We start from the raw sequence: 14,259 nt of genomic DNA, 5'->3' as shown, positions 1-14,259 counted from the left end.
GTGGCGGGCGTATTCTTCAAGGGTGACGGTGGCGCGGCCACACGAAAGGTCCGCACTATGGGTGTCCCGCAATCCAGCGCCGGGCCCCCCGCTCCGTCCGCGAGCCAGTCCGAATTCCTCGGGCGTCGCACGGCGCTCCGCCGTCTGCGGGCCGCCGCGGCGGACGCGCGGGAGGGTGTGCCCTCGCTGCTCGTCCTCCAGGGAATGCCGGGGGTCGGCAAGACGACTCTGCTGCGACACTTTCTCGCGGAGTCCACCGATTTCTCCTCGATGACGGCGTCAGCGGTCGCGGAGGAACGGAACCAGCCCTTCGCCCTGCTGGACCGGCTCACCGCCAGGGTCGACCAGAGCGCCGGGGTCTCCCGCTCCCCCGGACCCACCTCCCGCGCCCCGGCGGACCGCACCCCGCTGAACGCCGGGGCCGACATCCTGCGGCTGATCGACGACGAACGCCGTCACGGCCCCCTCGCGGTGATCGTCGACGACGCGGACTGGGCCGATCCGATGTCGGTGCGGTCCCTGGCCTTCGCCCTGCGGCGCCTGTGGCGGGACCGGGTGCTCACCCTCATAGCGGTGCGCAACTGGCCGCCGGACTGGGACGAGTCGGCGGTGCAGGCCCTGGAAGGGGTACAGCCCTTCAGCCGTCTGACCCTGGGAGGGTTCTCCGGAGCCGACATCGCGCGGATGGCGGTCGCCGTCCGGGGCCGTCCCCTGTCGTCCGACGCGTGCGAACGCCTGCTCACCCGCACCCAGGGGCACCCCCTCTACGTACGGACCCTGCTGGCGGAGCTTCCCCCCAGCTGGGAGGACGGTCCCGTCGACGCCTTCCCGATGCCCGCGGACCTGTCGGCGGCGGTGCTGCGCCAGGTGACGGCCCTCCCGTCCACGGGCCGGCAGCTCGTCGAGGCGCTCTCCGTCCTGGACGGCGCCACGCCGCTGCGCCTGCTGGCCTCGGTCGCCGGGGTGCGGGACGCCGCGAGCGCGTTGGACGGCCCGGTCCGTGCGGGCCTCCTCGACCGGCCGGCGGACCCCGTCGACCCGGCCGGACCGGTCGCGTTCCGGCACGCCCTGCAGAGGGAGGCGGTACGCCTCTCCCTCGCTCCGGCCCTCCGACGGCGACTGCACCTCGCCGCGGCCGGTGTACTGGACCCGCAGGCGGCCCTGGTGCACCAGGTCGCGGCGGCGGACGGCCCCGACCCGGCGCTGGCCGAACGCCTGCGGGAGCTGAGCGTCCGGGAGGCCGGCGAGAGCCGGCTGGTGGCGGCTGCCACGCACCTCCTGTGGGCGGCCCAGGTGGCGGGTGCGGACCAGGAGGGCGAGGAGTTCCTGTTCCGCGCGGTGCGGCTCCTCTTCTGGGCCGGCATGGACGCCGAGCTCCTCCGCCACCGCGCCGAGGTGCTGGAGAGCCGCCCGTCGCCGCTCCGGGACGAGTCCCGGGCGCTGCTGGAGTTCGCCCTGGGCCGTCCGGTGCGAGCCCGCCCGCTGCTGATCCGGGCGCGGAACGGCCTGCCGCCGGACGCGCGGGCCGGGGACCAGGTCGCGATCGACACCGAACTCGCGGCGGTCGGCGCACTGATCGGCGACGGTGCCGAGACCGAGCGCACGGCGCGGGCGGCCCTCGACGCGGCGGCCGCCCTGCCCGTCCTTCCACCCGGCCGGCCGCGGCCCGACGCCTACGGCACCGGCATGCCGCCTGGTCTGACGGGAACGGCCGGCGGGTTCGCGGCCTACGGGCGGGCTCTGACGTCGGGCGCCGCCGCCGGTCTCACGACGCTCGCGTTCCTTCCCGAACGACCTGACGAGGTACCGGAGGAGGAGCTGCCCGGACTGGTGTACCGCGGAATTCTGCGGGGTGCCGCGGGGCGGTTCGCCGAGTGCGAGGCCGACCTGACCACCGCGATCGCCCGCGCGCGGCCGGACAGCGTGCGGATCCTCGGGCTCAGCAGCCGTATCCATCTGTGCATCTGCCATTTCATGTCGGGAAACTGGGCGCGGGCGGCACGCGACGCGGAGATCGGCCTGACCATGGTGGAGGCCCGTGGGCGCAGCTACGACCGGGCGCTGCTCTACTCGCTGGCCTCCACCCTGGCGGCCGCCCAGGGGGAATGGCGCAATGCCGAGCGGGATCTCGACCGCGGGGTCGAGGAGGCCCGGGGCCTGGACTACGAGGGGCCGTACTTCCACCTCTCCGTGGCGCGCGCCGCACTGGCCCGCTGCCGGGGTGACCACGACAGTGCGCTCGACGCGCTGCGCCGCGTCACGACCGGATCCGCGTACGCCGAACGCTCCCGGCTGTTCTCCGCCTGGTGGCAGCCCCTCCACGTGGAGGCTCTCGTCAACTGCGGACGGCCGGCGGAGGCACGGCGGGCGTTGGCGCTGCTGATCCCGGATCCCGCGTCGGTCGATCCCCGGAACGGTGCGCTGACCGTCGCGCGGGCCTGGCTGGGCGGGCGGATCCAGCAGGCGGAGGGCGACCTGCCGGGCGCCCTGGCGTGCTACTCCGCCGTCCCGCCCCCGGCCGGTGACCGGCAGGACGCTCCGCTGTACACGGCCCTGTTGCGGCAGAGCCACGGCTCCTGCCTGGCGGCCGCCGGCGAGACGGAACAGGCGGTCGCGCAACTGCGCTCGGCCGAACGGATCCTCGCCGCGCTGGGTGCCGCGCCCTTCCTCGACCGGTGCCGGGCCGACCTCGCCGCACTCGGCGGTACCGCGCGCGAGGACGGCACGGCGCTGGACGATCTCAGCGCCCGCGAGCGCGAGGTGGCACGGCTCGTGGGACGCGGACACACCAATCGCGAAATAGCCGCCGCCCTTTTCCTCAGCGCGAAGACGATCGAATACCATCTGCGAAACGTATTCGCGAAAACACGCGTGCATAACCGCAGGGAATTGCGCGACCTGGTTCAGGACGCCCCCTGGGAGAATGACTGACCGGTTGGCCTCCGGCCCAAGACTGGGGATTTTCCCTAGTTCTTCCACAGTGAATGCGCACATATGCTCGTTCAGAAGTAACTGTTGGAGGAACGGATGACGAGTGGACCGCCGTGGCCCACCGCTGTGCGGCAGTCCCACCGGGTCAGTACTCTCCTGGAGCGCCTGGCGGCCACGGGCTCCTTCAGCATCGCGGGAATCGCCGTGGAACTGGGGGTGTCCAGGGCGACGATCCGGCGTGACCTGGCCGCGCTGGAGGAACAGGGCCTGCTGACCCGTACGCACGGCGGAGCCGTAGCCCGGGGGGGCTCGGTGGAGCTGCCCGTGCGCTACCGCGCCGACCGGGATCGCGGGCAGAAGCAGGCCATCGCGCGGGCCGCGATGCGCGCACTGCCGTCCGGTCCCTGCGTGGTCGCCGTGAACGGCGGGACCACGACGCGTGAGGTGGCGCGGCTGCTGGCGAGCCGCAGCGAGCTGACCGTGGTGACGAACGCACTGGACATCGCGATGGAACTCGCGTTGCAGCCACGGGTGCGGCTGGTCGTCACCGGCGGCCGCGCCCGCAACCGGTCCTGTGAACTCGTCGGCCCCTGGGCCGAACGCACGCTGGGAAGCATCAACATCGACACGGCCTTCATCGGCGTGGACGGCATCAGCGCGCGGAACGGGGTGTCGACCCATGACGCGACGGAAGCCCACATCAACGCGATCATGATCGAACGCTCCCGCCGGGTGGTGGTCGTCGCCGACGGCACCAAGATCGGCCGCGATCTGCTCGCGCACGTCGCCCCGGCCTCCGCTGTCGACGAACTGATCACCGACTCCAGCGCGGCGGCGCCGGAACTCGCCGCCATGCGCGCCCAGGACATCACCGTCACCATCGCCGACCTGCCCGCCCACTGACATCACCGGGTTCCTCTCCCCGACGCCGGTGGGCGGGTGGCTCCGGAGTCCCCGGAACCGCCCGCCCACCGGACGTTCACCGTGCGGGCCGGCCGTCACGGGCCGTCCCGGTCTCCGCTCAGCGGGTGGTCAGGACCACCTGGCTGGAACCATTGGGCAGACCGGCGATGCCGACCTGGTCCCCGGGGAACGTTCCGGCTCCCTTGAGGCCGCTCACCGGCTGGAAGGCCGTCCAGTCACCGTTGCCGCCGCGGATCGTGTGGTAGACGTTCCCGTCGAGTCCGACCGCCAGGAGCTGGCTGTCGCCGTTGGGCATACCCGTCAGGGCGATCGAGTGCGCGCCCATCGTCGGGGTGGTGACACCGCGCGGGGCGCCCCAGCCCTGCCAGGCACCGTCGGCCCGGTGGATGGTGTGCCAGACGTTGCCGTCATTGCCGATCGCGGCGATCTGGCTGTCCCCGTTCGGCAGGGCCGCGATCGTGAGCGCCGAGCCGGAGAAGTCCGGTGCGTTGACGCCCCGCACGATGGACCAGTCGGTCCAGGATCCGCTCGCGGCGCGCGTGCTCAGCCGCATCCTGCCGTCCTTGCCGAAGACCAGGACCTGAGTGGACCCGTCCGGCATGCCCGCTGCCGCGACCCGGGTGGCCTTGAGCTGACCGGTGCCACCGTCGCCCGCCAGAACGCGCCAGCCCTGCCACGAGCCGTCCGTACGGCGGATGTTGTGGTAGACGTTGCCGTCCAGACCCACGGCCACCGTCTGCGCCTCGCCGTTCGGCATACCGGTGATGGCGGCGTCGGGGCTGCCGAAGTTCGGCTTGCCGACTCCTCCCATCCCGACCCAGCCCTGCCACGTACCGTCGGCCCGGTGGATGTTGTGGTAGATGTTGCCGTCCAGGCCCGTACCGATCAGCTGAACACCGCCGTCGGGCATCGCGGCCACGGACTCCCGCGCACCCGCGAACCGGAACGCGTCACCGACACCGGACAGCGGCGCCTCGGCGGTCCATGAACCGTCGGCGTTGCGCGCCGCGTTGTAGAACATGTGCGGGGTCGGCCGCGGAGCGTTCAGCGCGATGATCGCTCGCTGCAGCTCGCCCGCGTGCACCCGGGAGTCGTTCTGGTTGACGTCGTCGGTCATGACGATGTTCATGTTCTCCGCGATACCGGAGTAACTCCAGGCGCCCTGCATCCGCGCCAGGACACGGGCGTTGAGCTGGTCCTCCAGGAACAGCAGGTACGCGGACGACTCGGCCGTGGTTCCCAGGGCCTGGAGGAAGACCAGGTCCGGGATCGACAGGCTCGGGTCGATGATGTCCTGCAGGACGAAGAACCTGCCGGCGTCGGCACCCGGCGCCTTGTCCAGCACCCGGTCACCGCGCTTCAGCACGGCGTCGAACGTCTTGTCCAGGAGTTTCGGGTCGAAGATCGCCTTGACGAAGTCCGTCCACGCGGTCTCCGCCTGGACATAGCTTCCGCGGTAGGTCATCGCCGCGTCGTCCCAGGCCCACGGATAGGTCGAACTGTCCGTGGTGTCCATCAGGACGACGTGCTTTCCGGCGTCGACGTACTGGTTGTACGTGGAGGTCGGGCTCAGTGATCCGTCGGCTATCGCCGGGTTCCCGATCGCGCCGCCACCGAGCGCGTCCCCGAGCTGGGCGACGGCTTCATGGTTGTCGGCCGCGGCCGTGGCCGGCGACACGGCCGTCGACAGCCGGATGATGACGATCTCCTGCGGATGCCGGTCGACCCAGTCCGCGAGCTGGTCGACCTCGCCCTTGACGATGCCGTTCGGACCCTGGGTGTCGAAGAACTGAAGGGATCCCATCGGTCCGCCGTGGTAGGTGAACCACTTGTCGCCCTGCTTGCACAACCGCAGGTCCAGATACCGGGAACCGCCGTCGAGCTGCTGCACCAGGTTGCCGCTCTGGCTCTTGGAGATGCTCGTGGCGATCGACGGGAACTTACGCGCCAGGCTGGCCTGGTCCCCGTAGCTGCACACACCGCTGTTCTTGGTGATGCTCCAGGTCCCCGCGTCATGGCTGCCGGGCATGACGATCTGGTTCAACGGCCGGTCGCCGATGGTGCTCCGGAGCCCCTGCATCCAGGAGCCCAGTTGAACGTCTGTCGCCGCCGCCGGGGCGCCGACCGCTGCGGCCGGCCCGGCCGCCGCGGGTACTCCGGCGACGGCTGCGAGCCCTGCGGCGACCAGCCCCGCGACTAACCCGCCCCACCCACGGCTGATCCTGTGTCGCACACGCATGTCGGTTCCTCTCGGTTTGATGGTTTCGAACGTCCGGGGAACCTCCCGTGGGCCGCTGCCCACGGGAGTTCCCGGTTCTCGGCGGGGTCAGCTGCTCACTGGTCGTGGAAGTCGCCGTACTTGGTCCACCACTTCTCGTTCACACCGCCCCAGCAGTCGAAGAGTTCCAGGTTCGAGTAGCCGCTCTGAGCCACTGCGCCCTTGACCTCGAGGCAGCGGCCGGAGACTGGGTTGTACACCTGTCCGGACCGGCCGAGTATCCATTTCTGGTTCGCCCCCCCGTTGCAGGTGAAGAGCAGCACGTTGGTGCCGTTGGCCGTTCCGCCGCCCTGGGCGTCCAGGCAGAGGCCGTCCGCCCGCAGGGTGTTGTCCAGTCCGACGATCCAGTCCTGGGCGGTTGACAAGTTGCAGTTGTAGATCTCGACGTCGGCGGGGGACGTCCGGTTGTTGCCCGCGTCGTCCAGGCACAGGGTCCCGTGCTTGTCGCTGTAGGCGAGGGTGGTGTGGACGTCGCCGTTCGGCTTCAGGGTCGCGTCGATGTTGCTCACGGACGTCGCCGTGGAGCTACCGGAGTTGGTACTGACGATCTGGAGCGCGCGGAAGACGAAGTTGGACTTCGCCAGCCCGTCAGGATTGACGTAGGCGGCGTACTGGTCGAACAGCGCGTTGATGTCGTCGCTGACGGGGGCTTTCTGCGCGTCGGCCAGCATGGGTGTCGGGCTCTTCACCATGACCCGGCAGCCGTATCCCGCGTCACACTTCTTGGTCACCGGATCCAGGGTGCTCCACACGACCGCGGGCTTGGAGCCCGTGAAGGCGTTCTTGCCGTCGTAGTGGACGACGGAGATCAGAGCCGTCTTCCCGTGCGCCACGTCGTCGAAGATGAAGTCCGTGGTGAGGACCGCCCGCTTCTCCGGGCAGGTGAAGTCCCCCGTCTGGTGCACGGAGGCGTTGTAGGAGACGTTGACGTGCCCGTCGGCCAGGGTGAGCTTCTTGCGGTCGCTTCCGTACCGCAGCTGCGAGCTCTGGTAGGAGTAGCTGACATTGGTCTCATGGAGGGCGCAGGTGCCTCCCGCGGCGTTGTTCGTCATGTTCACCGTCTTGGACCCGGTCTGCGCCGAGAGTGAGAACCCCGGGGTGGTTCCCCACTCCGAGTTCTTCCAGCCCAGACTGCCCATGTCCCAAGTGGGCGTGGTCTGAGGGCTGTTCATGTCCCGCTGGAACTCCTTGTCCGGGGCGAAGGCGCCGCAGCCGGACGTGTTGCGGTGCGGCGCGTCGCTCGTGTCCGTGACGCCTTCGACGACTCTGCCCCAGCAGTCGTGCGAGGGGCCCGGGTCGTACAGCAGCTCGTAGGACCCGGCGTCGGCCGACGCCGGCTGGCCCACGGGAGACACGAGCGGCCACATCAGGGAGACCAGTCCCACCAGCACAAGGGTCACGGTGCGCGGTGGCGCGAGGGTGAGCTTCATCGAACGCTCCGATGGTTGGAGGAGTCGCAGGTGGGGATCCATGAGCGGTCACCGGCCGTCTCGGATCCCGGTCGCTGGACGGGTGTTACGGCAGGGTCCACTTCTGGTTGTTGCCACCGTTGCAGTCGTAGATCTCGAGCTGGTGGCCGTCGGTGAAGAACTGCGGGTCGTCCAGGCAGCGGCCGGAGCCGGCACCGACCAGGGTGCTGCCGACGACGTTCCACTTCTGGTTCGACTGGCCGTTGCAGTCGTAGAGATCGATCATGCTGCCGTTGGCGGTGGCGTTGTACCGGACGTCCAGGCACTTGTTGTTGATCTTCAGTGTGCCGTCGGTGCCGGTGGTCCACTGCTGCTCGGCCGAGCTGTTGCACGCGGCGACCGAGACGATGGCGCTGTTGCTGGCAGAGTTGCCGGGCACATCCAGGCAGTAGCCGGCGATGCCCGACTTCACGGGTCCCACCTTGCCGGTGGCGGTGCTGGTGCCGGCGGAGGCAGCGGTCACCTCGGCGGACCAGTAGGAAGGCAGGGTGTCCCACGGGTTGTCCAGCACGTCGTTGGTGACGTAGACGTAACCGGCGTTGCGCTGCTTGGACAGGGTGATGGCGGCCTGCATCTGCGACTGGCTCGTGCCGTAGACGAGGTGCCAGACCTTCTTCGGGTCCGCGGCGGCCTCCCAGTCCGGGAGGGTCGCGCCCGCGTAGTCGCTGTAGCTGCCCTCATAGGTGATCAGCGTGTCGGCGGCCTGCGTGTAGCACTGGGCGACCCATCCGCCCGGGTTGTCCACCACCATGGCGCCGGCGTGCTTGGTCTTCACGTAGGACTGCAGGGTCTTGTAGGCGTCGACCCAGGTGGTAGAGCTGGCGGAGGGTCCGCAGTCCCCGAGTACGTCGTCGAAGAAGATGCCGTCCAGCCCGGAGCCACCGTAGAAGCTGTACCAGGCGTCGACGCTCTGCTCGGCGTACGTGATCCAGTCGTTCAGGTTCGTGCTGCCGGTTCCCGGCACCTTGCGGTTGTTCGGGGAGGTGCCCAGGTAGCCCGTGTCGACGTAGCCCAGCACCTTCGTACCGGCACCGTGCGTCGTCTGGATGGCACTGGCGTAGCCGCTGTCCTTGCTGCCGCCCGCACCGTTCGAGGGGTTGGCTACGGCAAGCCCGGCGCGGGACGTCGCACTCGACAGCTGAGTCCACGCACTGCCCGGCCCGAAGTACGCGGGCACCGCGACACTCTGCTTGATGGGCGTGCCGGCCGCGGACGCCTGACCGGTAGGTATCGCGGCGAAGACACCTGCGGCCAGGGCGACACCTCCGGCGACGGCGCCCAGCCGCCGCCACGCGCGATCTCTGCCCCGGCCGGTGTGCGCTGTTCTTCTCATGGCGAATGTTCCTCCGCTTTCACGTGCTGAGCTTGCAATCTCGCACCCGGCTGACCGCACGAAGATGCGGCGGCGTGAGAACCGGATCGCTCCCACACGACGGACGATGTGGGGTAGATCAGATCTAGCTCCTCGGCGCACGACGGGGTCAAGGTGCGGGACGCGAAGTGCGCACGTCGACTGAGCGTTTTCCGCACTCGACCAGGGGTGCTCCGTGCTTCCCGAGCTGGCCGAAAACCGCGCCGGCCCGGCCTCGTCCGGCCTGCTCCAGGGTGCGGATGAGGTGAGCTCGTGGTCGGCTCTGGTGGGAGCCGGCCGTGCTCCGCCGCGTGCCGGGTGGCCCATCGCCTGCCGCGTCGCTGCGGGCCCGTTCTGTGCGGCTCCGAGTGTGGTTCTGCTTCCGGTTCTGCTGTCCGGTTCCGATTCCGGTTCTGCCCGAGTGTGGGCGCGTTTCCTATGTGTGAGGGGTTCGATCCATGAAGTTTCGTCGTGCAGCCGCTACGTCCCTGGCCGCTTCGGTACTGGTGCTCAGCGGTGGGCTGTTGACCGCACCGCCGGCCGCTGCCGCTACGGTTCCCCCTGATGCCGCAGCCTGCGTGGGCCTGCTGAAGGACGCGGCCACCAAGGCCGCTGCCTTCGCGGCCGCCAACGTCACCGCGGCGGCCAGCATGGCCGCCGCCCTGGTCATCGCCGCCGACCCGGCCGCCGCGCAGGCCACGGCCGCGGAGGCCCTCAAGGCGCAGGAGACGGCCAACACCGCTGCTGCCGAAGCCCTCAAGACCGCGGCGGCGGCCGCGGGCTGTGTACTGCCGGTCGCTGTTCCGCCGCTCCCGGCGCCCTGACCCTCCCGGCACCTCAGCCGGCGCGGCCTCCGGCGCTTGGGTCGACCGCTGTTGAGAAACTGTTGTCGTTCCGCATCTGAGGGCGATGTTTTCGCTGGTCAGGCATAGGGTCGGCGATCCGGTGGGAGTGGTGGCATGTCGTGTCGTCACTCCCCGGAGGTCACGGATGCCGCCGGTGGTCGGACTGCTGGAACAGCACGAGCTCGCTGCTCGTCGTCGTGTCGAGGGGTTGCGTGAGGAAGCCGATCGCATCCGTCCCGGTACGGCGTGAGGGACTGGCCTGGTCGGTGCTGTCGGTGGACCATCAGCGCATCCTCACCGCGCTAGTGTCCTGAGTCGGTAATTCGTCGACAGTATGAGGCGAGGGATTCGAGGATCTGGTCGGCTGTCTTCGTCCAGACGAAGGGCTTGGGGTCCTGGTTCCAGGTGGTGATCCAGGTGCGGATGTCCTTCTCGAGTGTCGGCACGGATTTGTGCACTCCGCGCCGTATCTGTTTGTTCGTCAGCTCTGCGAACCATCGCTCGACGAGGTTCAGCCAGGAGGAGCCGGTGGGCGTGAAGTGCAGGTGGAATCGGGGGTGGGCCAGGAGCCATTTCTTGATGTCTGCGGTCTTGTGGGTCGCGTAGTTGTCGCAGCCGAGATGAACGTCGAGTTCGGCCGGGAGCTCTCTATCGAGCTTGGACAGGAACTTCTTGAACTCTGCGGCGCGGTGGCGTCGGTGGAGGGATCCGATGACCTGGCCGGAGGCGGTGTTGAACGCGGCGAAGAGGGTGGTGGTGCCGGCCCGCACGTAGTCGTGAGTGGCCCGTTCCGGCGCTCCGGGCATCATCGGGAGGACCGGCTGGGACCTGTTAAGGGCCTGGATCTGCGACTTCTCATCCCCGCACAGCACCAACGCCCGTTCTGGCGGGTCAAGGTACAGACCGACGACGTCGTGGACCTTGTCGACGAAGAACGGATCCGTGGACAGTTAGAACGTCTCCGAGCGGTGCGGCTGCAGCCCGAAAGCACGCCACACACGCGAGACCGTCGACTGGGAAAGGCCCGTCCTTTTCGCCATCGACCGAGTCGACCAATGCGTCGCGTTCTCCGGCGTCGATTCCAGCGTCCGTGCGATCAGATCCGCAACCTGCTCATCAGAAACGGTACGAGGCCTGCCGGGCCGCGGTTCGTCCTCCAGGCCCGCCAGCCGATCCTGCAGGAATCGCCGGCGCCATTTGCCCACCGTTTCCCGCGTCGTCCCCATCCGATCTGCGACCGCGGCGGTCGAAACGGGGAACCCGTCCTCACCCACCGAGCTTCGGACCAGGACGAGTCATACAAGAACACTAGGCCAACTACTGACTCAGGACACTAGGGAGTGCTTTAGAAATTGGCGGTGTGCACGTGGGGGCGAGCCGTCTACCGTAGATGGTCTGCGGAAACGCGCTCCGCGTCAGTCACTGTCAGTAGGCCCGCATACTGTTCTCCAATGGATCATCAGCTGTCGTCGCCTCGCCAAGAGGACAACTTCATAGTGCGGGCGACCGGGCAACGCTCCTCGCGAGCCGGCGAGATGGGCGGGCCTACTCCAGGGGTGTGCGCATTCTGCCGGGGAGACCACACATGAGCGGAGCCTCGATGCACGAGACAGGAGACGTGAGAGAGGCGTGGGGCCGGATAACCGCGTGGCTTGAACGCAACGACCCTGAAGCTCTCGCTACGCTCGGCCGCCCGGGGAGCCATGCGGCCATCCGGGAAGCCGAACTGCGCATGGGTCTGGACCTGCCGAGGGAAATGCGGCAGTGGCTGCTGGCGAACGACATCGATGCCGGCAGGCATCCCGACGATCAGTCCAGTCTGGTGGCGCTGGGTTGCGAGATAGACATCCCGGGCGGCCATCTGCTTCTCGGGCTGACGGATATTCAGCGGGTCTACCTCAGCCGGATGAGCCTGGAGGAGATGGAGCCGTCCGCAGATCCCGACCACCCGTTCTGGCGTCGTGAGTGGGTGCCCATTGCCGCGGAGCGCGACGGTCTCTACGGAACGTTCTTGGACACGCTCAGCGGAACCATCGGATCCTGGGACGAGGCGTGCGGTCCCGAGGAGGGCGCATACGCTTCGTTGTTCGCCTTCTTCCAAGAAACAGCGGACCGGCTCGAAGGTGTGTCTACGGGCGACTGGAGAGGCCCTGGCCGGACTGCCCGACCCCGTAGGCTCGATCCCCGTCCGGAAGACGAGTCGATACGTCTCTGGGCACGCGCCAACGGATATCTGGTAAATGACCGTGGGCGCATCCCTACGTCCATCCGCGAGGCTTATGAGGTATCACAGAGGTGAGCACCAACTCCGGCTGGGCCGGTCGGCGACCATCGGTAGGTCACAGCCATTCGTTGATCGCGGCACTGAGGACGGTGGCCTCGAAGCGGACCGCGAGTTTGTCGAAGCGGCAGGCCACCGACCGGTAGCGCTTGAGCCGGTTGATTCCGCATTCGACCGCGTGCCGGGCCTTGTAGTCCTCGCGATCGAAAGCCGGAGGCCACCCGCCGGCCTGCCCGCGTCACTTGCGGTTGGCGGCCTGGTCGGCAGGCTCCGGGATCGTGCACAGGATTCCCCGCTTTCGCAGGTAGGCCCGGCTGGCTCGGGACGAGTACGCCTTATCGCCCCGCACTCGCAGGGGGCGGACACGGGGACGTCCGGGTCCGGTGCGGGGAACCCGGATTGCCCGGCAGATCGTGGAGTCGACGTTGACCTCACACGTGATCTGCCCTGCCGCATCCGCCCGGGCCTGCAATCGGGTCAGCAGTTCGGACCAGGTGCCGTCACGTTGCCAGCGGCGGAAGAGCCCATGGACCGTCTGCCACGGAGCACCGGTACGAACGCGCCACCGCATCCCATCGACCAGCCTCCTCCGCCCCACCGCCGGCCTGCCCCGCATCGCGACCGGCAGCATCGGCTCCAGCACGGCCCACTGATCGTCAGAAGGATTCCCTCGCCCCACACCGCGATCATCACGGCGCAGGACGAACGATGAAGCCCACTTCTAAAACACGGCCTAGGGTCTGTCGTCTGGATCTCCGTGGGGGAAGGAGCGGTGTCCGGTGCGTGCAGCTGCAAGGCGGAGGAGGGAGGCGACGCGGAGCGTCGTCGACCGACGACAACGCGGCAGATGTGCGTGCTGGACACCGCGACGCCGCGGAGATCCAGACGACAGGCCCTAGCCCGACGCGGCGGGGGATCGCTTCCTCGCACACTGGGCCGTTGAGCGGGACAGCCCGAACCGGAACCTCCAGTGCATGTGCCATCCGCACAGGAAGCTCTCGGTCCCGCTACGTCCTTGCCTCCTCGGTTGAGGTGCAGCGAAGTAGCACTGCTTAAGGAGGACGGGTCTGATGCAGGTTTGGGTGGCAGGTTCGGTCACGCGGCCTGGAGGGCCGGTGTCGTCATGACGGTCTCGAATTCGACGGGGGTCAGCCGGCCGGGTGCGGCTTGCGTCCGTGGATCGTGTTGGTCGACAGCGCATGGCGCCAACTCGATCCACGGACGCAGGCCGAGGCCGGGAGGAGGCGGGGCTCCACCGTTGCCGCGCTGCTGGACTTGCTATCCGATCGTGCCGCTGGTGTCGTCCGCCGAACGTCTCGCGGTCGCCACCAACTGCGCGGTGGTCAGGACTGCAGGAAGGCCAGCAGGTCGGCGTTGATGGTCTCGGCCTGGGTGGTGGGCATTCCGTGGGGGAATCCGGGGTAGGTGTTCAGGGTGCCGTTCTGCACGAGCTTCGCGGACAGTGGCCCGGAGTCGGCGTAGGGGACGATCTGGTCGTCATCGCCGTGCATCACCAGGACCGGAACCGTGATCTTCTTCAGGTCCTCGGTGAAGTCGGTCTGGGAGAAGGCGACGATGCCGTCGTAGTGTGCCTTCGCGCCACCCATCATTCCCTGGCGCCACCAATTCGCGATGATGGCCTCCGAGGGCTCCACACCGGGCCGGTTGAAGCCGTAGAAGGGCCCCGACGGCAGCGCCCGGTAGAACTCCGGACGGTTGGCGGCCAGCTGAGCCTGCATGTCGTCGAAGGCGCTCTTCGGCAGTCCGCCGGGATTGGCGTCGGTCTGCACCATCAGCGGGGGCACCGCGCTGATCAGCACCGCTTTGGCGACCCGGCTCTCGCCGTGCCGGGCAATGTAGTGCGCGACCTCGCCACCACCGGTGGAGTGCCCGACGTGCACGGCGTCGTGCAGATCGAGATGTGCGGTCACGGCGGCGAGGTCGTCGGCGTAGTGGTCCATGTCGTGGCCGTCGCCGGTCTGGGCGGAGCGTCCGTGCCCACGACGGTCATGGGCGATGACCCGATAGCCGTGCTGCAGAAAGAACAACATCTGGGCGTCCCAGTCGTCCGATGACAGCGGCCACCCGTGACTGAAGACGATCGGCTGTCCGGAACCCCAGTCCTTGAAGAAGATGTCGATGCCGTCAGGTGTCGTGATCGTGCCCATGGTTCGCCTCCG

The 14,259-nt window shown here is 68.7% G+C and carries 8 protein-coding genes and 2 pseudogenes; 4 read left to right on the top strand and 6 right to left on the bottom strand.

Annotation, left to right across the window (positions count from 1 at the left end; all coding sequences use genetic code 11):
- Positions 1 to 57: 57 nt before the first annotated feature.
- Together LNW72_RS41345 and LNW72_RS33015 are read left to right on the top strand one after the other, a co-directional pair.
- A complete protein-coding gene (locus LNW72_RS41345; protein WP_285369852.1) occupies positions 58 to 2,931 on the top strand; it encodes an AAA family ATPase in 2,874 nt (957 codons plus the stop codon).
- A gap of 96 nt (positions 2,932 to 3,027) precedes the next feature.
- Positions 3,028 to 3,834 carry a DeoR/GlpR family DNA-binding transcription regulator gene (locus tag LNW72_RS33015; protein WP_250978713.1) on the top strand — a complete coding sequence of 269 codons (807 nt, stop codon included), beginning with the start codon at positions 3,028 to 3,030 and terminating at the stop codon, positions 3,832 to 3,834.
- A gap of 118 nt (positions 3,835 to 3,952) precedes the next feature.
- On the opposite strand, the gene LNW72_RS33010 is transcribed toward LNW72_RS33015, so the two are convergent.
- From LNW72_RS33010 to LNW72_RS33000, 3 genes are all read right to left on the bottom strand, one after another.
- On the bottom strand, positions 3,953 to 6,094 hold the full coding sequence (locus LNW72_RS33010) for a hypothetical protein (RefSeq protein WP_250978712.1): 2,142 nt from the start codon (positions 6,092 to 6,094) through the stop codon (positions 3,953 to 3,955).
- A gap of 95 nt (positions 6,095 to 6,189) precedes the next feature.
- Positions 6,190 to 7,563, bottom strand: a complete 1,374-nt coding sequence (locus LNW72_RS33005; protein WP_250978711.1) for a ricin-type beta-trefoil lectin domain protein — start codon at positions 7,561 to 7,563, stop codon at positions 6,190 to 6,192.
- 85 nt (positions 7,564 to 7,648) lie between these two features.
- Complete coding sequence (locus LNW72_RS33000; protein ID WP_250978710.1) at positions 7,649 to 8,935, bottom strand: spherulation-specific family 4 protein; 1,287 nt, start codon at positions 8,933 to 8,935, stop codon at positions 7,649 to 7,651.
- Between the two features lie 476 nt (positions 8,936 to 9,411).
- Between LNW72_RS33000 and LNW72_RS32995 the strand changes: the two genes are divergently transcribed.
- Complete coding sequence (locus LNW72_RS32995) at positions 9,412 to 9,777, top strand: hypothetical protein (protein WP_250978709.1); 366 nt, start codon at positions 9,412 to 9,414, stop codon at positions 9,775 to 9,777.
- 323 nt (positions 9,778 to 10,100) lie between these two features.
- Here the strand turns inward: LNW72_RS32995 and LNW72_RS32990 are convergent.
- Positions 10,101 to 11,048, bottom strand: a pseudogene (locus LNW72_RS32990) (IS630 family transposase); the annotation flags it as partial.
- Between the two features lie 335 nt (positions 11,049 to 11,383).
- Here LNW72_RS32990 and LNW72_RS32985 point away from each other — a divergent pair.
- Positions 11,384 to 12,097 (top strand): histone-like nucleoid-structuring protein Lsr2, encoded by a 714-nt coding sequence (locus tag LNW72_RS32985; RefSeq protein WP_250978708.1) that lies wholly within the window; start codon positions 11,384 to 11,386, stop codon positions 12,095 to 12,097.
- A 40-nt stretch (positions 12,098 to 12,137) separates the two neighbouring features.
- On the opposite strand, the pseudogene LNW72_RS32980 reads toward LNW72_RS32985, so the two are convergent.
- A pseudogene (locus LNW72_RS32980) lies at positions 12,138 to 12,758 on the bottom strand (transposase).
- Positions 12,759 to 13,422: 664 nt separating this feature from the next.
- Positions 13,423 to 14,247, bottom strand: a complete 825-nt coding sequence (locus LNW72_RS32975; protein ID WP_250978707.1) for an alpha/beta fold hydrolase — start codon at positions 14,245 to 14,247, stop codon at positions 13,423 to 13,425.
- Positions 14,248 to 14,259: the final 12 nt, after the last annotated feature.

Origin of the sequence: Streptomyces sp. RKAG293 (genome assembly GCF_023701745.1) — a bacterium.
In the GTDB taxonomy this organism is placed as follows: domain Bacteria; phylum Actinomycetota; class Actinomycetes; order Streptomycetales; family Streptomycetaceae; genus Actinacidiphila.
This window is presented reverse-complemented; position numbering and strand designations above follow the sequence as displayed.

Bases quoted from the DNA above. Each gene is read 5' to 3' on its own strand.
- LNW72_RS41345 (WP_285369852.1), top strand. From the start codon at position 58: ATGGGTGTCCCGCAATCCAGCGCCGGGCCCCCCGCTCCGTCCGCGAGC.
- LNW72_RS33015 (WP_250978713.1), top strand. From the start codon at position 3,028: ATGACGAGTGGACCGCCGTGGCCCACCGCTGTGCGGCAGTCCCACCGG.
- LNW72_RS33010 (WP_250978712.1), bottom strand. From the start codon at position 6,094: ATGCGTGTGCGACACAGGATCAGCCGTGGGTGGGGCGGGTTAGTCGCG.
- LNW72_RS33005 (WP_250978711.1), bottom strand. From the start codon at position 7,563: ATGAAGCTCACCCTCGCGCCACCGCGCACCGTGACCCTTGTGCTGGTG.
- LNW72_RS33000 (WP_250978710.1), bottom strand. From the start codon at position 8,935: ATGAGAAGAACAGCGCACACCGGCCGGGGCAGAGATCGCGCGTGGCGG.
- LNW72_RS32995 (WP_250978709.1), top strand. From the start codon at position 9,412: ATGAAGTTTCGTCGTGCAGCCGCTACGTCCCTGGCCGCTTCGGTACTG.
- LNW72_RS32985 (WP_250978708.1), top strand. From the start codon at position 11,384: ATGAGCGGAGCCTCGATGCACGAGACAGGAGACGTGAGAGAGGCGTGG.
- LNW72_RS32975 (WP_250978707.1), bottom strand. From the start codon at position 14,247: ATGGGCACGATCACGACACCTGACGGCATCGACATCTTCTTCAAGGAC.